Here is a 25,090-nt window from a genome sequence, read left to right as displayed (position 1 = left end):
TTTACTTGGGCGTTGTTTCGAAACTACCGGACTCGCGCTCTCTTTCAGCGATGTCGAATGGAGATTCTTCCCAGACTCAGCATTCCCCGCAGTAGCTGACATCGAGTTGATTTTCTCAGACATTTTCCATTCTTATCGTTTGTAGGCGCTTCAGTATCGACCCATTCTACGATGCAACCATCAGTAATCGGAATCCAAATACCTGTCGTATCAGGCATTGGTTCCAAAAATTCTCCTGATTCACCCATTTTCCAAGCAACAGCGATAAATATGTCGCGGGCGAACGGATACGTACTCACCAGTGAATCAGTATCGAACCATCCTCCATAGTAGTGCCCATTCTCAGTGCGAACTCGCACGAAACAAGGTTCATACGCACGAAACGCTGCGTGATCCCATGCCCTGGGAGTTGAACGTGCTCGATTTATTCGGATAAGTTTGCGTCGGGTTGCTCCGTTCTTTGTCTCGACGTCTATTCTCTTGAATCGAGCAGCTGCACAATAGCCAACACCTGAAGGCACTAGCAAAAGAAGGACGGTCAGCGAGAGAGCAAGGACTCCGCCATGTGTATAGGTAACCAATGCCTCTACACGCTCGAGTATGGAGCCACCCTCCCAGCCAAAATAGAACAATAGAAGGACCAGGTAGAGGGCATCAAACACAATGCTTACGAACAATGCATCAAACAGACGCGAAGCGACGCTATGGTCGGGCGCCTCCCATCCGAGGACCCTGCGCCTTACCAGCGAGTAGGTGGCACCTGGCGTGATGAGAACAACTAAGAATAATATCTCAGGAAAAGAACTTGGAATGTTCATTACCCAGACCTCCGCCTGATGTTCCACCTGCCCAAGGGCAGTGTAGTTAAGTATCGTCGCCGTTATACGTAACCGTAGGCGCGCGCCTGAGGGAACCCCTGGCACGTGTTAGTAAAATCAAGCCAGCCACGCTCGGGTTTCTGGAAGCTATCAAGTCCACGCCGACCATCTTGTGTCGGCGGAGATCCAACGTTCACGAGCAATCAGAGCCAGCTCTACTGTGTCCCAAATGCATTCCTTTGCGGCGCGTTAGTCCATGTCATTAAGCAACGTTTTGCTTCACCTGATACTACGACCTGCCATCAGCTTTGGTAACTAAATTAAACTGATCTCACGCCCCGAAGTTTACCGTTGTTTGGTGCTCGAAGTATGCACGCGGCTTTAGTTCAGCCGGCTGCACGGTTTCGGTAGGAATCGCCCCGATTAGTGTTCGCGTGCGATAACCAGCTCGGCCCTGTTCCGCCCACACCGGGTGCAGGTCGAACAGGGCCGAGGCTCAACGTGATGGGAGCCTGTCAAGAAGTCCCGTGTTCTTAGAAGTCCCAGTCTTCGTCTTCGGTGTTGACGGCGGTACCGATCACGTAAGAGGAGCCGGAGCCGGAGAAGAAGTCGTGGTTCTCGTCCGCGTTCGGTGAGAGCGCGGAGAGGATCGCCGGGTTCACGTTGGTGACCGAGCTTGGGAACATCGCCTCATAGCCGAGGTTCATGAGCGCCTTGTTCGCGTTGTAGTTCAGGAACTTCTTGACGTCCTCAGCAAGACCCACTTCGTCGTAGATTTCGTGGGTGTAAGCGACCTCGTTCTCATAGAGCTCGAAAAGCAACTCATAGACCCAGTCCTTGAGTTCGTCGCGGCGTTCCTGGGTCTCGTTTTCGAGGTTCTTCTGGTACTTGTAGCCGATGTAGTATCCGTGGACCGCCTCGTCACGGATGATGAGGCGAATCATGTCCGCAGTGTTCGTGAGCTTGGCGTGAACAGACCAGTAGAGCGGCAGGTAGAAGCCAGAGTAGAACATGAACGACTCAAGCAGGGTCGAGGCAACCATCCGCTTGAGTGGGTCCTCACCGTCGTAGTACGACTGAATGATCTGCGCCTTCTTCTGCAGGTAAGGGTTCTCGTGTGCCCACCGGAACGCATCATCGATCTGACGGGTCGATGCCAGGGTCGAGAAGATCTGCGAATAGGACTTCGCGTGCACCGATTCCATGAACGCGATGTTCGTGTACACCGCTTCCTCATGTGGGGTGAGAGCGTGCGGGATGAGGGATACCGCACCGACCGTGCCCTGCAGCGTGTCAAGCAACGTCAACCCGACGAAGACCCGCATCGTCATGAGCTGTTCAGCTTCGGTCAGCGTCGCCCAAGACTGTACGTCATTAGATACCGGGACCTTCTCTGGGAGCCAGAAGTTGTTGGTCAGACGGTTCCAGACTTCAACGTCTTTATCGTCTTCGATGCGGTTCCAGTTGATGGCGGTAACGAGCGGATTGCCTGCGTCGGTGGTCATGTCACCTCTCCCTTTCGGAGGATCTCATGGGTGGGGAATTCTTGAGTGGCGTGAATATGGTGGGGCACCCAACTGTTACTTGGATGCCCCACCACTGTCAGTACTGCCGTGTTTAGAGCATGCAGGATACGCAACCCTCTACTTCAGTTCCTTCCAGCGCCATCTGACGCAAGCGGATGTAGTAGATGGTCTTGATGCCTTGAGTCCACGCGTAGATCTGTGCACGGTTGACATCGCGTGTCGTTGCGGTATCACGGAAGAACAGTGTCAGCGAAAGTCCCTGGTCCACGTGCTGGGTAGCAGCGGCGTAGGTGTCGATGACCTTCTTGTAGCCGATCTCGTACGCGTCTTCGTAGTATTCACGGTTGTCGTTGGTGAGGTACGGTGCCGGGTAGTAGACGCGGCCGATCTTGCCTTCTTTACGGATCTCGATCTGCGATGCGACCGGGTGGATCGAGCTGGTCGAGTTGTTGATGTAGGAGATCGAACCGGTCGGTGGGACTGCCTGCAGGTTCTGATTGAAGATGCCGTGCTCCATGACGGAAGCCTTAAGCTCTTCCCAGTCCTGCTGGGTCGGGATATGCACCTGAGCGTCTTCGAAAAGCTGGGCGACCTTAGGGGTCTCCGGAACCCATGCCTTCTCGGTGTACTTATCGAAGAATTCACCGCTTGCGTACTTCGAGTCCTCGAAACCATCGAAAGCCTGCTGCTTCTCGATCGCAAGTTGATTCGATACACGCAGAGCGTGGTACAGCACCGTGTAGAAGTAGATGTTAGTGAAATCCAACCCTTCTTCCGAACCGTAGAAGATGCGTTCGCGGGCTAGGTATCCGTGCAGGTTCATCTGGCCAAGGCCAATCGCGTGAGTCTTGGCGTTGCCCTTGGCGATCGATGGAACCGACTGGATATCGCTCATCTCAGACACCGCGGATAGAGCCCGGATCGCAACCTCAACGGACTTACCGAAGTCCGGGGAGTCCATCGTCTTAGCGATATTCATCGAGCCGAGGTTGCACGAGATGTCCTTACCGACGTGCGCGTAGCTCAAGTCAGCGTTATAGGTCGAGGCTTCAGAGACCTGGAGGATCTCCGAGCACAGGTTAGACATCGTGATCTTGCCCTTGATCGGGTTAGCCTTGTTCACCGTGTCTTCATACACGATGTATGGGTAACCCGATTCGAACTGCAGCTCAGCCAGCGTCTGGAAGAACTCACGCGCATTGATCTTGTACTTGCGGATCCGCTTGTCATCAACCATCTCGTAGTACTTCTCAGAGACGCTGATTTCAGAGAACGGCTCACCGTAGACGCGCTCGACGTCGTACGGCGAGAACAAGTACATGTCTTCGTTGCGCTTAGCGAGGTGGAACGTGATATCCGGGATCACAACACCCAGAGACAAGGTCTTGATACGGATCTTCTCGTCAGCGTTTTCACGCTTGGTATCAAGGAAGCGATAAATATCTGGGTGATGTGCGTGCAGATAGACCGCGCCGGCGCCCTGACGCGCACCGAGCTGGTTGGCATAGGAGAAGGAGTCCTCGAGTAGCTTCATGACTGGGATGACGCCCGAAGACTGGTTTTCGATCTTCTTGATCGGTGCACCGTGCTCACGCAGGTTGGTGAGGTTGAGTGCTACACCGCCGCCACGCTTGGACAGCTGCAGCGACGAGTTCACGCCACGGGCGATGGATTCCATGTTGTCTTCAACACGGAGCAAGAAGCAGGAGACCAATTCACCGCGCTGAGCCTTACCAGCGTTGAGGAACGTTGGCGTTGCCGGCTGGAAGCGACCCTCAATGATTTCATCCACCAGGGACGTCGCGAGTTTCTCATCGCCGCGGGCAAGGTGGAGAGCCACCATGCACACGCGGTCCTCAAAGCGTTCAAGGTAGCGGGCCCCGTCGAAGGTCTTCAGCGCATAGGAGGTATAGAACTTATATGCACCCAGGAACGTTTCGAACCGGAACTTCTTGGAGTACGCGAAGTCGTAGAGCTCCTTGATGAACTCGCGCGAGTACTGTTCGAGGGTCTCAGGCTCGTAGTACTTCTTCTCCACGAGGTAGTTGAGTTTCTCATCGAGATCGTGGAAGAAGACGGTGTTGTTGTTGACGTGGTCCAAGAAGTACTGACGGGCAGCGTAGCGGTCAGCGTCGAACTGAATCTTCCCGTCAGCGCCATACAGGTTCAGCATCGCGTTGAGCTCGTGATAGCTCAACCCTTGGTACTGTTCAGGGATTTCCTTGAAGCTGGTTTTCACTGAGGATTCAGCGAGAGGTGTGTCCAAAACTCGTCCAGTCCTTCGTTAACGCGGGCCACGTCTTCTTCCGTGCCCATGATTTCGAATGTGTATAGCAGTGGTACGTCCAACTTCGCAGCGATCTTGTGCGCTGCGATGTTGTATTGCGCACCGAAGTTGGAGTTCCCAGCTCCCATGACTCCACGCAGATACTTCCGGTTCTGAGGTTCCCTCAGAAAGTTCAGAATCTGCGGCAAGATCGACCGCTCCCCCTTGGTGCCGCCGTATGTTGGCACGAGCAACACGTAGTCAGTCTCTGCAACAAGATCCGGCTCTGAGCGGTGCATAGGGATGCGAGCTGCTCGACGGTTGAGCTTCGTGACGAAGCGGTGCGTGTTACCTGAAGCGGATGAATAGTAGATCAACCGTTCACGGGTTTTTTCTATTTCCTTTTCCGGCGCAGACTCTGCCTGCTCTGGGACCAATGTTGTTGCCATGCTCCCTCTCCCCGACCAAGGCGTCGTGATAACGGCTGATGAGACTACATCTGCCCCTAACGGCTCTCCCTCACCGTGTGGTCAGCCATCAGCCACGAACCGGAGGGGATATATGAATCGCTAGGCCGCCGTTAGGCTACGGAAGCCTTGAGCGAGTTCTCCAGTTCGCTGATCTTGTCTGGGCGGAAGCCCGCCCAGGAATCGGATTCCGTCACAACGACTGGCGCCTGCATGAAGCCCATGGAGCGTACACGCTCAAGAGCGTCAGCGTCCTGCGACATATCGACAACGTCGTATTCGATGCCCTTCTTATCGAGCGCGCGGTAGGTCGCGTTGCACTGAACGCATGCTGGCTTGGTGTAGACGGTTACTGCCATGATTTTCTTTCCTTCCTGAGCCACTTCTGTTCAGAAGCGTCCCAGCTTTGAGCTTCCTCGAAACTTTCGATTTCCTTAGAAACTACTGTGCACTTCCAGCGGTTATGGGTTCCATACTACCCCCCACCACTACATATTGTGTACAGCAGGAACCTAGACCACCATATCCTGTCTTACATCGATGTTATTTCACAGGCGCTCGTCCACAGCTTCTGTGGAGATGTTCACGGCTGGAAGTGCGAGATTCCGCGGCTCACACCCAGTTGTCCACAGCGTGTGCGGTTCATAGTCCCCAGCCATGTGCACAGAAAAAGAGGGAAAAATTAATTTTTACTCACCGTGTTTTGGGCGTGTTGCGCACCCCTGCAATGACACCTTCAGTGTGGCCTGTTCCACTGACAGATTGAACGAAAAGGGCGAGACATCGACTATTCGATGTCTCGCCCTTCTAGCCCTTTCCAACAGGCACGGCCACCGCTAGACGGGGCATGCGGTCCCCGTACCGCGGTCCTCGTACTAAAGACCCGCCACAGTCCTAAAGACCCGCCGCACGGTTTCCTGCGCCTGCAGTTGCTGCGTCTAGAGTTCCTGAGGTTGCCGCTCAGCTAGCTCAATCGCTGGCGCGTCCGCCCAGACGCGGTCCAAACCATAGAAATCCCGGTCTTCTTCGTGCTGAACATGAATCACGATGTCACCATAATCCAGCAAAACCCAGCGCCCGCTGCCGCGACCTTCACGCCGCAACGGCTGGTCCTCATGATTGATCCGCAGCTCATCTTCAACGGCTTCAGCGATAGCTTCCACCTGCCGTTCCGAAGATCCACTAACAATCAAAAACGCATCAGCTAACCCGAGGCGCTCCCCCACATAGATCGCGGAGATCTCTTCCCCGCCCTTGACGCTGGCTGCACGTGCGGCAGCGTTGAGGCGATCTGTGACAATGCTCGGAACGTTCACGGTCCTCCAAGAAACGATGGGTTATACGATCTGCCGACTACTTGGACAACAATGTAAAGAGGGCAGCGGAGACTGCGATGACTGCAGAGCCACCCACCACGCCCATAGCGAGGATGCGTGGACGACCTCCGCCTTCCTGATAGGTCAAAGGATCTAGACCGTGTGCGGCAATAGCGGAGACCGGCTCACCATCCACGTGGTGTTGGTTATCCTCCACACGCCCCATCCCGGGAGCAGATATCGGCTCTGGTTGTTGCCTGAAGGCGTCGCTACCGGCGCCGTAGAATTCTTCTTCTTCATCCGCCAGGGACGGCTGAGGCACAACGAAACGCACGTTGCGCGTCACTGGGCTGATCACGCCCGTAGTCTCAAGCTTGCGTTGGGCATCCCACTGTTCTTCAGGGGCAATGCCGAGGACATCGTTGAAACTAGGTGAAGCCTCAATGCGTGCGTCCTCCAACGCCGCGCGTAGCTTCTCAACACGCTCGGACTCATACTCTTCGAGGGCCACTTCGTCATCGAATTGCCCACGCAAACCGGAAGAGACAGGCGTCGAAAGTGCACGGCGTGTGCGTTGCCCCCGCGAATCCTGCGGTTGGCCGCCAGGCGCTTGTGCCTCGCCACCAATCCCCTGGTTGTTCTCGTCGCGTTGTGGACGGCGTGCATCACGGCGGCTTGGATACCTGGGCTGCTCCCCTGTCGAGGCTTCCGGCTCAACCTTGTAGGCCGCCTCGCCCCGGTAAGGTTCCGCGCGATACGCATCAGCCCTGTACGGCTCGGCCCTGCGCGGTTCACTTCGGCGCGGCTCAGTTCGACGCTGTTCAGTTCGGTGCTGTTCAGTGAGGCGCTGCTTGGTGCGGCGCGGTTCAGCACGGTACGAATCTGCAGGGTACGGCTCTGCGCGGTAGCTTTGAGCTGGTGTCGAGCCCGTACGAGATTCGTAGCGATCACGCAACGGTTCGCGGGCGGAATCCCCTGCAGACTGACGGGACTGCGGCTGCGACTGACGCCGCGAATACTGTTGCGAGCGCCCTTGGGATTGCGGCTCGGACTGCCGCCACGGCGGCGTTGAATTCTCCTGCCTCGACTCAAGTTGATCATTGTCCCGCGACGCGGGTAGATCGTGGTGCCGCGACCCGGGTTGATCGTTATTGCGTTCCTGCCAGCTACGTTGCTGTGGCTGAGGCCGGTGCTGCGAATACGGCTGCGCGGATGTCGTTTGCCAGCTGGATTCCGAGCTCCGCGTTTGTGACTGCGGCCGCGAATACGGCTGCGACTGTGAATATTGCTGCGACTGCGGCCGAACCTGTGGCTGGCGCGAGGTCTGCGGCTGATGCGAAGCCTGCGTGCGCCCTTGCTGTTGGCGCTGCCCCTGCGATTGCCGTGGGTTCTGCTGCTGCCGCGGCGTCTGTGACTGGCGTGGCGTCTGTGTTTGGCGCGGCGCCGGCTGTTGACGCGGGGTCTGCGGTCGCGCTGTTGGTGCCTGTTGCGCACCAGCCGAGCCGGCTTCAGCCTCCTCTACGTCAGATAGGCGCATGAACAGAGTCTCAGTGGACGAATCCCTCTGGGCTTCTGCTCGACGCTGCGAAGCTGCGCGCTCTCTTTCGCGGAGTTCACGGCGCGTCAAGGGACGCGATGTCGGATTCTGGTCTTCAGCCATGGTCTTTCGCCTCCCTTAGTGATATCGATCGATCGACGTAAAGTTCATATTTATTGATGTACTGTACGACTCCGTCTGGAACTAAATACCAGACCGGTTCGCCGCGAGCTACGCGTTCTCGACAGTCAGTCGATGAAATGGCCATCGCAGGAACTTCGAGGAGTTCAAGTCTTTCAAGCCCGTTGTCCTGAAGTATGTGCCCAGGGCGTGTCACACCAATAAATGAGGCGAGGGATTGCAACTCGTCGATATCTTTCCACGTCATGATTCTCGCGAGTGCGTCCGCCCCAGTGATGAAGAACAGTTCGGCGTCTGGGCGTTGTGCATGCAGATCACGCAACGTGTCAATCGTGTATGTGTACCCGGGGCGGTCGATGTCCACTCGGGATACGGTGAACCGCGGGTTCGAAGCGGTTGCAACAACGGTCATCAAGTACCGATGCTCGGAATCGGTAACGTGATCCTTCGGGTCCTGAAGCTTCTGCCATGGTCTTCCCGTAGGAACGAAAACTACCTCGTCGAGCTCAAATTTCGCCGCAACTTCACTCGCGGCAACGAGGTGGCCGTGATGGATCGGATCGAATGTCCCACCCATCACGCCGATTCGTTGACGTTGTGTTTGCGGCTGTGGCACGGCTTAGCGGCCCGCTCCGAGGGAACCAACCTGACGGTTCGGATCGATCAGCTCGATGTCCTCTTTACCCATGGTGTGGTTGTTGGAGAACGATGCGGTGATCAGCAGGAGGATCAGGAAGGTCAGCATGATGCTGCCGCCGATGATCAGCGGCATGACCAAGCTGTGCTCTGAAGTTTCTGCAGCGTTCTCAGCTAGCAACATGAGGTTATTCGCCAGGGTCAGCACGTAGACGCTCCTTGGGCTCGTAAAGGGTGTTTAGCGGTTCCTCGCCGGTTCCGCTCGCGTGATGAATTTGTTAACACGGAAGTGTTCACAGCCAGTCTATCCGGTAGCGCGCAGAGTTCAGGCATTGCTTCCTAAATTATTGTTATCGAGCAACCCTATCCTGAGTCGCTAGCCTTCTAGTTACGTATGTTGTAGTCGCCTTCGATGATCCATTTCCACGAGGTCAAAGCGGCGGCTCCCATCGGGCCGCGGGCGTGCATCTTCTGTGTGGAGATGCCCACTTCCGCGCCCAGCCCGAACTCTCCGCCATCGGTGAAGCGTGTGGACGCGTTCACGACCACGACTGCCGAATTCACCTTCTCCAGGAATGCCTGTTGGCTTGAAACGGATTCAGTGATGATCGCGTCGGTGTGTCCGGTGCTGTAGCGTTCGATGTGCTCGAGGGCTTCATCAAGCGAGTCCACGATTTTCACCGCGATATCAAGGTCAAGGTATTCGTCGGTGAAGTCTTCCTCAGTCACCGGTATGACCTCTTCGGCGACAGCTCGCGCTACCTGCTCATCACCATGCAACGTCACCCCAGCCGCTGAGAGGGCAGAAAGGACTGTCTTGCCGGTCGTATCGAGAGTATCCGTGTGAATCAGCAGGGTCTCAACTGCGTTACATACCGATGGGCGTTGCGTCTTGGCATTGAGCACAATCTCTGTTGCTTGCTCGGCTGGCGCGCTCGCGTCAAGGAAGATGTGCACGTTGCCTTCGCCGGTTTGAATGACCGGGACTTTGGCATTGTTGACCACAGACTGGATCAGGTTTCGACCGCCCCGGGGAATCAGGATGTCGATCTTGCCGACTGCTTCCATCATCGCGGTCGCCGCTGGCCGTCCGCCGTCATCTACTGACTGAACTGCGGCAACAGGAAGACCTTGCTTCTCAAGGACCTCCTGGATGAGGCGTACGAGCACCTTGTTCGTGTGTGCCGCTGCACTTCCCCCGCGCAGAAGAACAGCGTTACCGGAACGGATCGCGATGCCGGCGATGTCCACTGTCACGTTCGGGCGAGCTTCATAGATCACGCCGACCACGCCCAACGGGACGCGCACCTGACGAAGCCGCATTCCGTTAGGTAGCAAGCGGCCACCGATGACCTCGCCCACGGGGTCTGATTGGTTCGCTAGCTCTTCCAAGGCTTTCATGAGCCCGTCGATGCGGGAGTCATCCAGCTTGGTGCGGTCCAGTAGCGCTTTCGAGGTGCCGTTGTCTTGTCCGGCCTTCATGTCGGCGGCGTTGGCGTCCAGGATCTCAGCGCGGGCCGCGTCGATAGCTGTAGCGATCGCTCGTAGTGCTTCATCTTTAGCCACTCGCGGCAGGCTCGCCATGACGTGTGAGGCCTTACGCGCTTGATCAGCACGTTCGGTCACGAGGGCGGTTGCATCAACATCTGTTGCCATATGTTCTCCTCCGTCCGTTCCAGCGGTTCAGTCAGTCTCGGGTTTAGCTCTAGCGAAAACTGAGCCGAACACTGCGAGTTCATCGGCGTGAACTACGGGGCGTTCGAAGCGTTCCCCTAGATTCTCGCGTAACTGTTCGCTTGTCAGCCCCAACATGTCCGGAATTTCATCGGAAGCGAACGATGAGAAGCCGCGGGCAATCACCACATCGTTGCTGTTGGTGATGTCCACGGGGTCGCCTTCGATGAACTCACCGCGAACGTCGATGATGCCTGCCGCCAGGAGTGAATTGGTTCCGCTCGCGATCGCGGTGACGGCGCCATCGTCGAGCACAAGCCGACCCCGACCTTCAGCGAGGTGTTCGAGCCACAACCGTTTGAGTGAGCGGCGCCGGCGTTGGGCCGCGAAGAACGTTCCGACGTCCTCGCCGCTGAGTGCACGCGAGGCGTTGGCGGCCGATGTCACGAGCGTTGGGATACCGGACTGTGCGGCGATCGTCGCTGCCGCTACCTTGGTCTGCATGCCACCGGTACCCACACCCGCGCTACCTGCAGACCCTAGCTCAACTCCGGCCAGATCGCTGGGGTGCCTTACCGAATCGATGGCTTTGCCGCCGCGCTCAGGGTGAGCGGTATAGACCGCATCCACGTCAGAGAGCAACACCAACGCGTCAGCTTTAACCAGGTTGGCAACCAAAGCGGCCAGCCGGTCGTTATCGCCAAAGCGGATCTCACGGGTCGCCACAGCGTCGTTCTCATTCACAATCGGCACAATTCCTAAGGAAAGTAGCCTGGAGAGGGAGCGAAAAGCGTTCGCGTAGTGTCCCCTGCGGATCAGGTCATCAGCGGTCAAGAGAACCTGGGCCGCGGTCTCACCATAACGGCCGAACTCTTTCGAATACTGTGCAGCCAAAACCACCTGGCCCACCGCAGCGGCGGCCTGCTGAGTTGCAAGGTCCTTAGGACGCGAGCTCAGTCCCATAGGTGCCAGCCCAGCAGCGATAGCCCCTGAAGAAACTAAAACCACCTGGTTCCCGCGTTGAATAACCTCACCCAGCGCATCCACCAAGTCGATAACAGCCTGGGTATTGAGCCCGCCTTGGATATCGGACAACGAAGATGAACCAATCTTCACAACGATCCGATGAGCGTGTGGAATATCGGCGCGCTGTTGAACCTTGGCGTGTTCAATGTTGTCTGAAGACACTCAGTGATCCCTTTCTACAGTCGCGGAAAAATCTTCATGATCGGTCCAGAGACCAGATTTTCGTTCAGCATCCATGGCTTCACGGGTAGCGGCACGGCGGTCCTTGCGCGCCTGATACTGGGCTCGGCGCTCAGCTGTGGTGCGCCGCTCGTTGGTATCCAGGCGTGGATCCTCACCGCGGTTACCAAGTAGCTCGGCGCCGGTCGTCATGGTTGGCTCCCAATCGAAGATCACGCCTCCATCACCACCGATGACGACCGCGTCCCCTGGTTCAGCGCCTTCTTCGAACAAGGCTTTCTCAATGCCTAGCTTCTCTAGACGGTCAGCGAGGTAACCGATCGCTTCATCGTTACGGAAGTCCGTCTGCTCTACCCAACGCTCAGGCTTCTCACCACGGATGCGATACAACGGCTCCCCTGAGCGTTCTTCACGCTTGATGGTGAACTCTTCAACGTTGACCGCCCGAGGCCGCACGACCTGTGGAACGTCAACAACATCGGCGTCATGAACTACCTGAGCGCGAGCCTGCTCAACCAACTCGGCCATCGCAAAGGACAGTTCCTTGAGTCCTTCACGGCTCACGGCCGAAACTTCATAGACCTTATACCCGCGCGCTTCCAGCTCTGGCCGCATCATCTCAGCCATGTCTTTACCGTCTGGGACATCGACCTTGTTCAAAGTGATGATCGCGGGACGGTCAATCAATGGAACCGCACCGGACTCGGTTCCTTCGAAGTCCGCATCAGCTTTATACCGTTCAAGCTCAGCCAAGATGATGTCAAGATCAGAAACAGGGTCACGGTCCGTTTCCAGGGACGCGCAATCAAGCACATGGACCAGCGCGGCACACCGTTCAACGTGCCGCAAAAACTCAAGCCCTAGCCCGCGGCCATCAGCTGCCCCTTCGATCAGGCCCGGGACATCGGCAATCGTGTACCGCACATCCCCTGCTTGAACCACACCGAGGTTAGGCACCAGGGTTGTGAACGGATAGTCAGCGATCTTCGGTTTCGCAGCTGAAAGCGCACCGATAAGCGAGGACTTACCAGCCGATGGGTAGCCCACCAACGCAATATCTGCTACGGTCTTCAGCTCCAGAACATGCCGGGTTTCTTCGGCTTTCGTCCCCAAAAGAGCGAAACCTGGGGCTTTACGCTTAGTTGAGGCTAAAGCCGCGTTGCCGAGGCCGCCCTGACCGCCTTTAGACAAGATGTACTCTTGCCCCGGCCGCATCAAGTCAGCCTTGATCTCGCCTGATTCGTTCTTGATCACGGTGCCCTCTGGCACCGGAAGAACCAGGTGCTCGCCATGCTTGCCGTGGCGCAGGCTCCCTTTCCCGGGTTCACCGTTCTCAGCCGATTGGTGTGGAGCATGGTGGAAAGACAGCAGTGTGCTCACTTGCGGATCCACGCGCACGATCACGTCGCCTCCGTGACCGCCGTTGCCTCCATCCGGGCCGCCAAGAGGCTTGAACTTTTCACGATGCACGGAAACACAGCCGTGGCCTCCGTTTCCACCGCGCGCAAAGACAGTCACGCGATCAACGAACGTAGCCATGATGACCTCCCTTTGCCCACCGCGTGGGCAGCTGTCTGCACTGACCGGTTCACGCCGGAAGCTTTACGGCTATAACGGCAATGCGGTTGCCGGATATACCAATGCTATTGCCGCTTGGAAAAGAAAGCGGGGAAGACCCGTAGGTCTCCCCCGCTTCCGGTGAAAGATATTGATGCGACGAGGATTACTCGCCGACAATGCTGACGGTCTTACGACCGCGACGCGTACCGAACTCAACCGAGCCTGCAGCAAGTGCGAACAGCGTGTCGTCCTTGCCGCGGCCAACGTTGGCGCCTGCGTGGTAACGGGTGCCACGCTGGCGAACCAGGATCTCGCCTGCCTTGACGGTCTGGCCGCCAAAACGCTTGATGCCCAGGTACTGCGGGTTGGAGTCGCGACCGTTACGAGTCGAGCCAACGCCCTTCTTTGATGCCATTTCTGCCTACCTTAGAGCTTGAGGGTTATGGTTTTCCGGGTATCAGGCGATCGAGGTGATCTCGACGCGCGACAATGCAGCGCGGAAACCCTGACGCTTCTTGTAGCCGGTCTTGTTCTTGTACTTCTGGATGACAATCTTCTTGCCACGGAGGTTCTCCAGGACTTTAGCCTGAACCTTGACCTTGGCAAGCTTGTCGGCATCCGACGTCACGTTGTCGCCGTCGACCAGCAGCACCGCGGGGAGCTCGATCGTGTCACCGATCTCATCGCGGACGCGGTCGAGGGTCACGATGTCGCCAACAGCGACCTTCTCCTGGCGCCCACCAGCGCGAACAATCGCGTAGACCACTTGGTACTCACTTCTCTCGACTTTGGACAATGCAAAGTGGATCCCTGCTGCAATACAGCTCATCCACATGAACGTTCGAAACGTGCACTACCCGACCAGAACAACCCTTGAGCCTCTAACACGATCCTTGAATCACAAACGGATCTCGACTCGAGGTCACTATAAAGACCTGACCCGGGCACACGCACCGACAGTCCATCTTACGTTTAGACGGTGTTACAAGCAAATAGGCGCTTGCGTGCGTGGCGCAATTGCTCTTGTTTGTTTGCTAGCCGCTCTTAGCAAGACGGATGTGTCCCGTGTACTAGCCGCGCTTAATCTGATCCGCGGAAACACCGACACCCAGCATCGTGACTTCTGTCTCCTTTTGCTCTGGCGTGTTGTTCGCGGTATCACTCGAGCTCACACGGGCGCCGGAGTTCACACGCGCTTCGACAGCCGAGGTAGTGCTAGAGCCTTGAGCCGAACCGGCAGCACGTCGACGACGCCGGCCGCCAGCGCGCGCTTGCGTCGAGTCTGTATCGCTACCCGAAGCCTTCTGGGCAAGCTGAGTAGTCGCTGCCGCTTTCTGCTCGGCAGCTTCAGAGCGTTGCGCCGATTTCGACGCCGGCTTAGCTTCAGCTTCCGATTTCTCGTTGCTGCACCCGTTGTTTTCGCTGCGCCCGTTGTGCTCGGCGTGCTCGCTATTTTCGGTGCGCTCGTGTTGCTCGCTACGCTGGCGTCCGCGTCCTCCACGGCCACGGCGTCCGCGGCGGCGACGGCGGCTGCGCCCCTCGCTCGAGGCCTCTGAAGCACGTTTCCCGTCTCGATCGTTCGCATCGGGATTGTGTTTCTGCTCCGCGTGGTCTGTTTCAGTCACCGACTGGGTTGCTTCAGCACCGTCGGATTCCTTGAGCGCCGCCTCGCCTCCAGCGTCGTCACCGTGTTGGGAAGCCGCCGCAATTTTGGTCAAAGCTTCGCGCGTGGCGGCAGCACGTTTCTCGCGTTCACGCTCCTGCTCAGCAGACTCTTCGCTGTTGCCCGAATTTTCGTGCCTTTTATCTTCGTGCTGTTGACGCTGGGCTTCACGCTCTGCTTGGCGGGCCTTACGGCGTTCCGAACGTGTTGGGCGGTCATTCGGGCGGTGCACGTGCTGTTGGCGTCCGCCACCGATGAGTGGCTCGTCGTGAATCAGGATGCCGCGGCCCGAGCAGGCCTCACACGAGGTCGAGAACACTTCAACCAGGCCGGTTCCGACGCGCTTGCGCGTCATCTGAACCAAGCCGAGGCTCGTAACCTCGGAGACTTGGTGTTTGGTGCGGTCCCGGGCGAGGCATTCGACAAGGCGACGCAACACGAGGTCGCGGTTAGCTTCTAGGACCATGTCGATGAAGTCGATCACGATGATGCCGCCGATGTCGCGCAAGCGAAGCTGGCGGACTACCTCTTCGGCGGCTTCAAGGTTGTTCTTGGTGACGGTCTCTTCAAGGTTTCCGCCGGTTCCTGTGAACTTGCCGGTGTTGACGTCGATGACCGTCATGGCTTCGGTGCGGTCGATCACCAAGGAGCCACCCGATGGCAAGTTGACCTTCCGGTCCAGTGCTTTAGCTAGGGTCTCGTTGATGCGTTTAGCGTCGAAGACGTCTTCTTCGCCTTCCCACTTGGAAAGACGATCCAGCAGGTCAGGTGCAACGTAGGTAACGTATGCCTCGATCGTGTCCCACACGTGTTCGCCTTGAACCACGAGCTCAGAGAAGTCCTCGTTGAACACGTCGCGAACGGTCTTGATGGTCAGATCAGGTTCTGCATACAGCAGTTCTGGTGCGCGGGTCTTCGTCGAGTTGGCAGCCTTTTCGATCGCTTCCCATTGAACGCGCAGCCGGTTGATGTCGTTCATGAGTTCCTGCTCGGAGGCGCCTTCGGCAGCCGTGCGAACGATGACGCCGGCCTCGTCCGGGGTGTGCTCACGCAGGATTTTCTTCAGACGCGTGCGCTCGACTTCAGGGAGTTTGCGGGAAATCCCGGTCATCGATCCGCCCGGAACATAAACCAGGTAGCGGCCAGGCAGGGAAATCTGGCTCGTCAGGCGTGCACCCTTGTGCCCTACCGGATCCTTAGTGACCTGAACCAGGACGGAGTCGCCGGATTTGAGTGCGTTCTCGATTCGCTTTGCCTGGCCATCCAGCTGGGCAGCATCCCAATTGACTTCGCCTGCATAAAGCACAGCGTTGCGTCCGCGACCAATATCGACGAAGGCCGCTTCCATGGAAGGCAACACGTTTTGCACACGTCCAAGGTAGACGTTGCCAATCAGAGAGTCTTGGGTTGTGTGGGAGACGAAGTGCTCAACCAGGATGTCGTCTTCGAGCACACCGATCTGGATCCGGTCCTCGTCTTCACGCACGACCATCTTGCGGTCCATAGATTCACGGCGTGCGAGGAACTCGGCTTCTGAGATGCCGTGACGGCGGCGGCCCATATCGCGTGATTCTCGGCGGCGTTGACGCTTAGCTTCCAGCCGGGTTGAGCCGCGCACGGCCGTGACCTTGTCGGGTGCTTTATCCACGGAGGAACGCGGAGCCCTCACGCGCGTGACTGTGCCTGGCGGGTCGTCGTGGCTTCCGCCTTCGATCTCCATGTCCTCAGTTCCCCTGCGGCGGCGACGGCGACGACGCGAGGTCGTTGTCTGCTCCGGCTCATGATTGTCATGGTTACGGGAACCTTTGGGCGCGGATTCGTTCTCTGCGTTCACAAGGTCATCTGTGCTCAGCAGGTCACCGAGCGGCACGTCTGGAATAGCGAACGGATCGTACGTGACGTTAGCTGCCTGTTCAGCCGTCGCGGTGTTTTCTGCCGATGTCGCGTTCTCAGCAGAGGCTGTATGTTCAGCAGATTCTTGTGTCTCTGCTTCTTTATTCTTCGCCATAGGTGGCTACTCCCAGCGGGCCTCCTGCCACAGCCAGGGGCCTCGTACTCGTCATCAGATCTAAGCCGTAGAGTGCGTGTACGCAACGGCTTGATCCGGAAGTCATTGTCCGGCTCGGCCTCTCACACCGAAGCACCCACCGTTTCGGTGTTCCCTCGCGCCCATTCGGGCTTCAATAGCGCACGGTCTCATCCGCTTCGATCATCCTTGAGGATGATTCCAGCCGCGTCATTATGCGGCGGTGAGGGCGATCTCGCGCCCCGGTAACTCATGAGATGCTCATGCGATATTCATGCGGGTTTCCTGGCAGCGAGGCTACGGCGCGCGTGCAGCAGCAAGCACATAGCCGCGTTCAGAACGCCCGCTTAAGATCGAAGGATCTGAGTGCGGTGTCCCTCCGCCCAGGGAAACCCACCAAAACACGTATTATCGAAAAGGAAACACACAATCGGTGAGTAGAGCGCCCCGGCCTGTGGATCCGGAAGGCTCTGACACTGATTGTCTCACATCACCATAGATTGTTCTCGCTACCACTAGATGCTGATAAGGAATTCGCTTCAATGAACTCGTTAGCTTCAACAAATCATCAGGGTTCCGGTGAGAATCTGGCGGCTGATCGTTCCGGGCGTGTCCACGAGCTTCCGTGGTGGGCAAGCACCCGCGGGTTCGGGTGGGTTGTGCTCGTGTGCGGTGTTGGTTCGCTTTATGGTGCTGTGGAGCTCACGCTTGAGCGGATCCAGCTCTACATCAACCCGAATCACATTGCTGCCTGCGATGTGGGTGGCGCGTTCTCGTGTAGCACGGTCATGAAGTCCGCGCAGGCATCCGTTTTCGGGCCGCCGAATCCTTTTATTGGCCTGGTCGGCTTCACTGTCTTGATCGTGGTCGGGGTTGTGCTGGCCACAGGTACGCGTTTGCCGCGCTGGTTCATGAACGCCCACTTGCTGGGGACTGCCGCCGCTACCGGTTTTTTGGTGTGGCTCTACACCCAGGCGGTCTACGAGATCGGTTCGCTGTGCCTCTACTGCATGGTGTGCTGGTTCTTCATGGGTCTTCTGTTGCCGGTCCATGTGGCGAGGAATATCCTCACCAATGATCTTCCTGCACCGAAGGTGTTGCGCGGGTGGGCCCAACACGGCGCCTGGCTGACCTCGTTCATTGTCCTGGTTGCCTGTGCTGGGTCCATCATGGTGGTCTTCTCGAAGCAGCTCTTCGGCTAGCCCGCGCACAGACACCTCAGTGCCTAACCGCACAGTCACCTCAGTGCATAACCGCACAGACCTGAATACATAACCGTGTAGGCCTCCATACATGACGATGGCGTGGTCACCTTTAGTAGGTGACCACGCCATCGCTATGTCAAGGCGTTCCTGGAAACCGGTGGCGGCTTAGGCGTCAGCGAACCACAGACCCAGCTCGCGTTCTGCAGAGGCGGTCGAATCGGAACCGTGTACGAGGTTCTTCTGGACTCGTTCGCCCCAGTCGCGGCCGAGGTCGCCGCGGATCGTGCCTGGAGCTGCCTCGGTAGGGTCGGTCGCGCCAGCAAGCGAACGGAAGCCTTCGATGACACGGTTGCCTTCAACCTGCATCGCGAAAACCGGGCCCGAAGACATGAACTCGAGCAGCGGCTCATAAAACGGCTTACCCTCGTGCTCTTCGTAGTGCTTTGTGAGCAACTCACGGGACGGGGTCTCGAGCTTGGCCTTAGTGATGACGTAGCCCTTAGCTTCGATGCGAGCCATAATCTGGCCCGTCAAGCCACGTTCAACGCCGTCTGGCTTAACCAATACAAGAGTGGATTCCATGAAAATGAGTCCTTAGAACTTTCGGAGATGTTTGAGGAACTTCTGCTCTTCAGCGTATATGAGGCTACCTGGCAGACCTAAGCGTCACCTTCGAGACCGAGCGCCCTCTTGGTAGCTAGGCCTCTCCGTGCTGAGCTTCCCATTCGGCTTGCGCCCGGGCCCGCTGGACGTTCTCCCGGTCCATCTGTTTGCCTTTGATAATCCCGTAGGCCCAGATGCATCCGAAAAGCGCTCCAACAAAGTACATCATCGGCTCCAAGATCCCGAGCGCGATCATCACGACTTGCAAGCTCCACCCCAGTGCGATGCCCCACGGGTAACGCAAGAAAGCGCATGTGAGGATCATCACCACACCGATCACTACACACGTGAGCAGATACGGCAGTCCGCCGCCTTCCATCAGGCCGTGCTTACCGAAAAGTGCGAGGCCTGCAAAAACCACTACGAGGGCTTCAAGCGTCAAGGTTGAGGAACCAAACATGACAGCGATCGACCGCTGCTGCTTGCGCTGACCCGGCCGCCAAGCAAGCTGCTTCTTCGTATAGCGTTTCTGGGCCACCTATACCTCCTTCGTCGGGTTCAGTAAGGCACGCGCCTGACCAATCAGTGTGATCGAGCCGGTCACTAGAACTCCGCCGCCCATGTCCTCGGCCTCATCTGCCTTCGCGGCAGCCCAATCCAGCGCGTCCGGGACCGACTCCGTGATGAAAATATCCTCTTCATCGAAGCCGGCGTCCACAGCCAGCGCGGCAAGATCCCCAGCCGGGATCGAGCGCGGTGAATCCGACTGCGTGATAGCGACGTCACGCACCAGCTCACCGAGCTCTTGACGCCAACGAATCAGCATCCCTAAGGCATCCTTCTCTTGCAGAATGCCCAAAACCAATACGAGACGAGAGAAACCGAAGGCTTCCTTGAGCGCTTTCGCTGTCACAGTGACACCGGCGGGATTGTGCGCAGCATCCAAAATGAACGTCGGGGACGTGCGCACTGTTTCGAGCCGTCCGGGGCTCTCGGCAGCACCGAAACCTGCACGCACAACCTCGATATTGAGTGGTTTATCTCCCCCGCCGAGGAACGCCTCCACAGCAGCTAAAGCGACCGCGGCGTTCTGCGCTTGATGCTCACCGTGCAAAGCCAACGCGATATCGGTATAACGCTCGGCGAGCCCCTGGATGGTCAGCAGTTGGCCACCTACAGCCAGCTGACGTTCGGTAGTACCGAACTCAACACCTTCGAAACGCCACTGTGCGCCCTTCTCTTTGGCGGCATCGAGCAGAACTTGCGCGGCCTCCGGATCCTGAACGGACGAAACCAGGATCGCGTCCTGCTTGATGATGCCTGCCTTCTCAGAAGCGATGTCGTGGAGGGTATCGCCAAGAAGGTCCGTATGGTCAAGGTCGATCGGCGTGACCACGGCAACCTGACCATCGGCGATGTTGGTGGCGTCCCAGGCCCCGCCCAAACCGACTTCAAGCACAACAACTTCAACTGGTTCATCAGCGAAGACAGCGAAGGCGAGGATCGTGACCGCCTCGAAGAACGTGATCGGGTTCTCCCCTTGCTCACGCAGTTCGGCGTCCACTATCTCAAGGTAGGGCTGGATCTCATCCCATATCCGAACCAGTGTGGTGTCAGCGACCGGATGCCCGTCTATCACGATCCGCTCGGTGACGCTCACCAAGTGCGGGCTTGTGAAACGGCCCGTGCGTATGTCATGAGCAAGCAGGAGCGACTCAATCATGCGGGCGGTCGAGGTCTTCCCGTTCGTTCCGGTGATGTGGATGACCGGGGCCGCCTTCTGCGGATCCCCCAGAACATCCATGGCCCGCCGCATCGCGTTCATGCGGGGTTCTATCTTGTTCTCCGGGGCACGCGCAAGCAACTGCGCGTACACCCGTGCCACACCTTCCGGGTCTTTCAGATCCGGTGCGTTGTGTTCAGACACGAAACGTTCAGCCTTCCTGCCCGGCACCATCAGCGGCATCTGCTGCCTCGACCGTAGCGCTCGGCGATTCAACATCCGCGGCTTCAGTTGCGAGCTCGACAGCAAGGGTCTCCCCCGCAACCAGTTCACGATGCGCTTCAACCGCATCGACTACCGCCTGCTCAGCACGGACAACGACCTTGGCGCGTTGGCCCACGCTCAAACCGGAATCGCGGCGCGCGGCCTGGATCACACGGATCACGTCGCGGGCAACACCTTCGGCTTCCAGCTCCGGGGTCACGTGAGTGTCCAGAACCACAAAGCCACCCGAAGGCAGAACCGCTGCCGCACGAGCGCCAGCCGAGGCCTCATCGACAACCGTGGTGAGTGTGTACTCACCCTCATGCAGTTCAAGCCCGCCAGCGGTCACCGTGCCGTCCTCGGCAACAGACCAGTCACCTGTCTTCGACGCTTTGATCGCTTGCTGAACCTGCTTACCCAAACGCGGGCCGGCGGCGCGAGCGTTCACCACCAGCGTGCGGGTGATGCCGTAGGCGGCCTCGTCGACCTCAGCGGCATCAGCTAGGCGAACCTCCTTGAGGTTCAGCTCATCAGCGATGATGTCAGCGAACGTACCCTGCAACTGTGCCGCGCCATCGACCACAACATCCATCGCGGCTAGCGGCAAACGAACACGCAACTGGTGAGCCTTACGCAAGCTAGAACCCTGAGAAGTGATCGAACGCGTCAGGTTCATGAGCTCAACCAGCTGCGGATCCTGCGGGAACTTATCCGCATCCGGGTAGTCCGTCAAATGCACCGAACGGCCACCCGTCAGGCCACGCCACATCTCCTCAGTAGCCAGCGGCAACAGCGGAGCAGCAACACGGCACACCGTCTCCAAAACGGTGTACAGAACATCCATCGCCTCCGTGTCTTCCTCGAAGAAACGGTGACGAGAGCGGCGCACATACCAGTTGGTCAGCAAATCAGTGAAGCGACGCAAAGCCTCGGTAGCGCCTGCAACCTCGTAGCGATCCATCGAATCGCGAACATCGCGAACCAATTCGCCGGTAGCAGCGAGCAAGAAACGATCCAACGGATCCTTCGCGTCGTAACGCTCTTGAGCCTCATATCCCTTGCCACCAAACGAGGAGTTTGCGTACAGGGTGAAGAAATACCACGTGCTCCACAACGGCAGAAGAACCTGGCGGACGCCCTCACGGATGCCTTCCTCGGTGACGATCAAGTTACCGCCACGCAAGATAGGCGAAGACATCAAGAACCAGCGCATCGCGTCGGAACCATCGCGGTCCAGAACCTCGTTGACGTCCGGATAGTTCTGCAAAGACTTCGACATCTTCTGACCATCCGAGCCCAACACGATACCGTGAGAGATCACGTTCGTGAACGCCGGGCGGCCGAACAGCGCGGTCGCAAGGATATGCATCGTGTAGAACCAGCCACGGGTCTGGCCGATGTATTCAACAATGAAGTCCGCCGGGTTGTGGGTATCGAACCACTCTTCGTTGCTGAACGGGTAATGCACCTGAGCGTAGGGCATCGAGCCGGAATCGAACCACACATCCAAAACGTCCTCGACGCGACGCATCACGCCTTGGCAGCCCTCGCCACAGCATTCAGCGCCACACTCGACGGTGAGTTCGTCAATGAATGGGCGGTGCAGGTCGACTTCGCCCTCATGGTTGCGTGGCAGACGACCGAAGCGTTCCTCAAGTTCAGCAAGCGAACCGAAAACCTCGATGTGTTCGCACTCGCCGCAGTCACACTTCCAGACCGGGATCGGAGAACCCCAGAAACGGTTGCGGGAAATCGACCAGTCACGCGCATTTTCAAGCCACTTACCGAACTGGCCATCCTTTACGTTGGAAGGGATCCAGTTGATCTGCTGGTTCAGATCCAGCATGTCCTGCTTGAACTCGGTGACCTTGACATACCACGACGTGATCGCGCGGTAGATCAGCGGTGTGCGGCAACGCCAGCAGTGTGGATAGGAGTGGTTGTAGGTCGCTTGCCGCATGAGGCGAGCGTTGGCCTTGAGGCTCGCGATGATCGCCGGGTTCGCATCGAAAACCTGGACGCCTGCGATCTCCTCGAGCTCGGTGCCTTTGAAGAACGGCAAGAAACGGCCGCCCTCATCCACCGACAAGATCACAGGAATCCCGTTGGCTTCACACACCCGCTGGTCATCCTCACCATATGCGGGGGCTTGGTGAACAACGCCGGTACCGTCCGTAGTCGTGACATAGTCATCTACCAGGATCCGGTAGGCATTGGATGTATCGAACTTCTCGTTATCAGCCAGAACCTGCCACAGCGGCTCATAATGCAATCCCGCCAGCTGCTCGCCGGAGTATGTGGCGACCACCGCATCGTGCGCTGCATCAGCATCCGCGTAGCCGAGGTCTTTAGCGTGAGCCGCGATCAGATCCTTCGCCAGCAGGTAGCGAGCGCCCGCGGCGACCGTGTTGGTCTTAGGCTGCTCCGGCCCGGCGGGAAGCACTGCGTACTCGATCTGTGGGCCCACTACCAGCGAGAGGTTGGTCGGCAGAGTCCACGGGGTCGTGGTCCAGGCGAGCACGGCGACGCCCGTGAGCTCATCTGCCAGCGGGTTATCGCCTTCAGCGGTGATGGGGAACGTGACCGTGACCGTTGGATCCTGTCGATCCTTGTACACGTCTTCATCCATGCGCAACTCGTGGTTGGACAGCGGGGTCTCGTCACGCCAGCAGTACGGAAGGACGCGGAAACCCTCATACGTGAGGCCCTTCTCGTGGAGCGTCTTGAACGCCCACAAGACCGACTCCATGAAGGACGGGTTCAGCGTCTTATAGTCGTTTTCGAAATCCACCCAACGCGCTTGGCGGGTCACATACGTCTGCCACTCTTCGGTGTATTTGAGCACCGACTCACGGCAGGCCGCGTTGAACTTGTCGATCCCCATCTCGAGGATCTCGTTCTTATCCGTCATGCCGAGCTGCTTCATCGCCTCAAGCTCAGCCGGCAGACCGTGGGTGTCCCAACCGAAGCGACGTTCCACGCGGCGGCCACGCTGCGTCTGATACCGGGCCACGAGGTCCTTGACGTAGCCGGTCAACAGGTGGCCGTAGTGAGGCAGGCCGTTTGCGAAGGGAGGGCCGTCGTAGAAGACGAATTCGTTCTCGCCGCCCTCACGCTGATCGATCGAGGCCTGGAACGTTCCGTCCTTGTCCCAGAACTCGAGGATCCGCTCTTCGATTGACGGGAAATGCGGAGACGACGGGGTCTCACCCGACGGGTCGGTTGTGACGCGAGGATAGTGAGATTCACGAGGACTATGCATGGGTGCCTTTCCAGCTCTTAGACCTAGTACGGCCAGGTCATCGTCGTGGGAAAGGGGACGAGCCACACGATGCAACGCATCGGTGATCCGCGGTACCACCCCGATTGCTGGAGTCAAGAAAACGCCAGCCACTCGTGCTCAGCTGTAACGGGCTGTCCCGTCCGGTTCTACTCACCCACCATGTTGATAGTGGGTTTTCTTCCGGAAGGCTCACCGGTGATTGCCGGGTCAGTGCCTCAATTGTCTGTCAATGATTTTAGCTGAATTGGCGGCAAAAGCCATCACAGCCGCGAGCTACTTCTGGCCGAGTGTGCCGCGAATCACTTTGTGCTGCGCGGCCTGCGCTACAGGCCGGATAACAACCTCGTCGATATTCACGTGATGCGGAGCGTTGACCGCGAAGGAAACAACCGAAGCCACATCCTCCGCGGTAAGTGGATTCTCGACACCCTCATATACGGCGTCTGCCCGCTGTTGGTCGCCGCCGAAACGCCGCAGTGAAAACTCCTCGGTCGCAACCATCCCAGGCAGAACCTCGATGACACGGACGTTATTCTCTGCCTCCTCAAGCCGCAGAACCTGGGTCAACGCGCGCTCTGCCGACTTCGCCGCGTTATAGCCAGCCCCGCCTTCATACGAGACGATGCCAGCGGTCGAGGTGAGGTTCAGAACCGTACCGCCACCATCAACCGCCCGCAGATGCCCAAGCAAAGCCTTCGTGAGCTTGAGCGTACCGATCACGTTGTTGTTATACATCCACTGCCAGTGCTCAAGGTCAGCTTCAGCTACCGGTTCCTGGCCGCGTGCGCCACCGGCGATGTTGATGAGGGTGTCCGCTCCCGCATCGACCGCTGCGGCCACAATACGGTCAACTTCAACATCCGAGGTGATGTCAGCAGCTACCACACGGCATCCGGTCTCTGCCGCCAGGGCCTCCAGCTTCTCAGCCCGACGGGCAACTGCAATCACTTCCCAGCCAGCCTGACGCAAAGCAACCACCGTCGCGCGACCAATACCGGCGGAAGCACCCGTGACGACAGCACAATGGGAACCAGCCGAGGCAAGCGGCGAGGATGAAGAACTGCTCGGTGCGGGAATACTCGATGCGGGAATATCAGAAGCCATGGCATCAACTGTACGTCGTGACGCAAACCCCACTACACCCTTGCCGTAATCCCCCTACATACATGGGAGAAT

The 25,090-nt window shown here is 58.0% G+C and carries 22 protein-coding genes; 2 read left to right on the top strand and 20 right to left on the bottom strand.

What is annotated here, in order from left to right:
* Nucleotides 1-44 precede the first annotated feature (44 nt).
* The 7 genes from HMPREF3160_RS10355 to HMPREF3160_RS08185 form a co-directional block, all read right to left on the bottom strand.
* The gene (locus tag HMPREF3160_RS10355) at nt 45-818 is read right to left on the bottom strand and encodes a DUF6338 family protein (RefSeq protein WP_370977562.1); all 774 of its coding nucleotides are present in this window, start codon (nt 816-818) and stop codon (nt 45-47) included.
* 533 nt (nt 819-1,351) lie between these two features.
* Nucleotides 1,352-2,323 (bottom strand): class 1b ribonucleoside-diphosphate reductase subunit beta, encoded by a 972-nt coding sequence (nrdF, locus tag HMPREF3160_RS08210; RefSeq protein ID WP_035755110.1) that lies wholly within the window; start codon nt 2,321-2,323, stop codon nt 1,352-1,354.
* 112 nt (nt 2,324-2,435) lie between these two features.
* Nucleotides 2,436-4,583 carry a class 1b ribonucleoside-diphosphate reductase subunit alpha gene (gene nrdE / locus HMPREF3160_RS08205; protein ID WP_070508000.1) on the bottom strand — a complete coding sequence of 716 codons (2,148 nt, stop codon included), beginning with the start codon at nt 4,581-4,583 and terminating at the stop codon, nt 2,436-2,438.
* Nucleotides 4,580-5,059 (bottom strand): class Ib ribonucleoside-diphosphate reductase assembly flavoprotein NrdI, encoded by a 480-nt coding sequence (gene nrdI / locus HMPREF3160_RS08200; protein ID WP_035755106.1) that lies wholly within the window; start codon nt 5,057-5,059, stop codon nt 4,580-4,582. The genes nrdE and nrdI overlap by 4 nt, the downstream gene beginning before the upstream one ends.
* A gap of 131 nt (nt 5,060-5,190) precedes the next feature.
* Nucleotides 5,191-5,436 (bottom strand): glutaredoxin-like protein NrdH, encoded by a 246-nt coding sequence (gene nrdH / locus HMPREF3160_RS08195; RefSeq protein ID WP_070507998.1) that lies wholly within the window; start codon nt 5,434-5,436, stop codon nt 5,191-5,193.
* 579 nt (nt 5,437-6,015) lie between these two features.
* A complete protein-coding gene (gene rsfS, locus HMPREF3160_RS08190; RefSeq protein ID WP_035755105.1) occupies nt 6,016-6,393 on the bottom strand; it encodes a ribosome silencing factor in 378 nt (125 codons plus the stop codon).
* 37 nt (nt 6,394-6,430) lie between these two features.
* The gene (locus tag HMPREF3160_RS08185) at nt 6,431-7,348 is read right to left on the bottom strand and encodes a hypothetical protein (RefSeq protein WP_070492272.1); all 918 of its coding nucleotides are present in this window, start codon (nt 7,346-7,348) and stop codon (nt 6,431-6,433) included.
* On the opposite strand from HMPREF3160_RS08185, the gene HMPREF3160_RS09905 reads away from it, so the two are divergent.
* Complete coding sequence (locus HMPREF3160_RS09905) at nt 7,312-7,932, top strand: hypothetical protein (RefSeq protein WP_141739886.1); 621 nt, start codon at nt 7,312-7,314, stop codon at nt 7,930-7,932. The two genes, HMPREF3160_RS08185 and HMPREF3160_RS09905, sit on opposite strands and share 37 nt — an antisense overlap.
* A gap of 113 nt (nt 7,933-8,045) precedes the next feature.
* Here the strand turns inward: HMPREF3160_RS09905 and nadD are convergent, their stop codons facing one another.
* The 8 genes from nadD to HMPREF3160_RS08140 all read right to left on the bottom strand — a co-directional run bounded on the left by nadD (nt 8,046) and on the right by HMPREF3160_RS08140 (nt 16,818).
* Complete coding sequence (gene nadD / locus HMPREF3160_RS08175) at nt 8,046-8,687, bottom strand: nicotinate-nucleotide adenylyltransferase (protein ID WP_256174226.1); 642 nt, start codon at nt 8,685-8,687, stop codon at nt 8,046-8,048.
* 3 nt (nt 8,688-8,690) lie between these two features.
* The gene (locus HMPREF3160_RS08170) at nt 8,691-8,915 is read right to left on the bottom strand and encodes a hypothetical protein (RefSeq protein WP_070492278.1); all 225 of its coding nucleotides are present in this window, start codon (nt 8,913-8,915) and stop codon (nt 8,691-8,693) included.
* Between the two features lie 176 nt (nt 8,916-9,091).
* Nucleotides 9,092-10,363: a glutamate-5-semialdehyde dehydrogenase gene (locus HMPREF3160_RS08165; protein WP_070507993.1), complete on the bottom strand. Its 1,272-nt coding sequence runs from the start codon at nt 10,361-10,363 to the stop codon at nt 9,092-9,094.
* Between the two features lie 27 nt (nt 10,364-10,390).
* Nucleotides 10,391-11,569, bottom strand: coding sequence for a glutamate 5-kinase (gene proB / locus HMPREF3160_RS08160; RefSeq protein WP_070507991.1), 1,179 nt, complete (start codon nt 11,567-11,569; stop codon nt 10,391-10,393).
* On the bottom strand, nt 11,570-13,126 hold the full coding sequence (obgE, locus tag HMPREF3160_RS08155) for a GTPase ObgE (RefSeq protein ID WP_070507989.1): 1,557 nt from the start codon (nt 13,124-13,126) through the stop codon (nt 11,570-11,572). It lies immediately after the preceding gene.
* A 184-nt stretch (nt 13,127-13,310) separates the two neighbouring features.
* The gene (rpmA, locus tag HMPREF3160_RS08150; RefSeq protein ID WP_035755092.1) at nt 13,311-13,562 is read right to left on the bottom strand and encodes a 50S ribosomal protein L27; all 252 of its coding nucleotides are present in this window, start codon (nt 13,560-13,562) and stop codon (nt 13,311-13,313) included.
* A 42-nt stretch (nt 13,563-13,604) separates the two neighbouring features.
* Nucleotides 13,605-13,913, bottom strand: a complete 309-nt coding sequence (gene rplU, locus HMPREF3160_RS08145; protein ID WP_035755090.1) for a 50S ribosomal protein L21 — start codon at nt 13,911-13,913, stop codon at nt 13,605-13,607.
* A 304-nt stretch (nt 13,914-14,217) separates the two neighbouring features.
* Nucleotides 14,218-16,818 carry an Rne/Rng family ribonuclease gene (locus HMPREF3160_RS08140; protein ID WP_083285569.1) on the bottom strand — a complete coding sequence of 867 codons (2,601 nt, stop codon included), beginning with the start codon at nt 16,816-16,818 and terminating at the stop codon, nt 14,218-14,220.
* A gap of 560 nt (nt 16,819-17,378) precedes the next feature.
* Between HMPREF3160_RS08140 and HMPREF3160_RS08135 the strand changes: the two genes are divergently transcribed.
* Nucleotides 17,379-18,038 carry a vitamin K epoxide reductase family protein gene (locus HMPREF3160_RS08135; protein WP_052048301.1) on the top strand — a complete coding sequence of 220 codons (660 nt, stop codon included), beginning with the start codon at nt 17,379-17,381 and terminating at the stop codon, nt 18,036-18,038.
* A gap of 168 nt (nt 18,039-18,206) precedes the next feature.
* Here the strand turns inward: HMPREF3160_RS08135 and ndk are convergent, their stop codons facing one another.
* The 5 genes from ndk to HMPREF3160_RS08110 all read right to left on the bottom strand — a co-directional run bounded on the left by ndk (nt 18,207) and on the right by HMPREF3160_RS08110 (nt 25,018).
* Entirely contained in the window at nt 18,207-18,623 is a 417-nt protein-coding gene (gene ndk / locus HMPREF3160_RS08130; protein ID WP_070492285.1) for a nucleoside-diphosphate kinase, read from the bottom strand.
* 115 nt (nt 18,624-18,738) lie between these two features.
* Entirely contained in the window at nt 18,739-19,182 is a 444-nt protein-coding gene (locus tag HMPREF3160_RS08125) for a DUF4233 domain-containing protein (protein ID WP_070507987.1), read from the bottom strand.
* A complete protein-coding gene (locus HMPREF3160_RS08120; RefSeq protein WP_070508030.1) occupies nt 19,183-20,547 on the bottom strand; it encodes a bifunctional folylpolyglutamate synthase/dihydrofolate synthase in 1,365 nt (454 codons plus the stop codon).
* Between the two features lie 31 nt (nt 20,548-20,578).
* Nucleotides 20,579-23,893, bottom strand: a complete 3,315-nt coding sequence (gene ileS / locus HMPREF3160_RS08115) for an isoleucine--tRNA ligase (RefSeq protein WP_070507985.1) — start codon at nt 23,891-23,893, stop codon at nt 20,579-20,581.
* A gap of 294 nt (nt 23,894-24,187) precedes the next feature.
* Complete coding sequence (locus HMPREF3160_RS08110; RefSeq protein ID WP_070492291.1) at nt 24,188-25,018, bottom strand: SDR family oxidoreductase; 831 nt, start codon at nt 25,016-25,018, stop codon at nt 24,188-24,190.
* Nucleotides 25,019-25,090 lie beyond the last annotated feature (72 nt).

Source organism: Arthrobacter sp. HMSC06H05, assembly GCF_001807395.1.
GTDB classification, from domain to species: domain Bacteria; phylum Actinomycetota; class Actinomycetes; order Actinomycetales; family Micrococcaceae; genus Pseudoglutamicibacter; species Pseudoglutamicibacter albus.
This window is presented reverse-complemented; position numbering and strand designations above follow the sequence as displayed.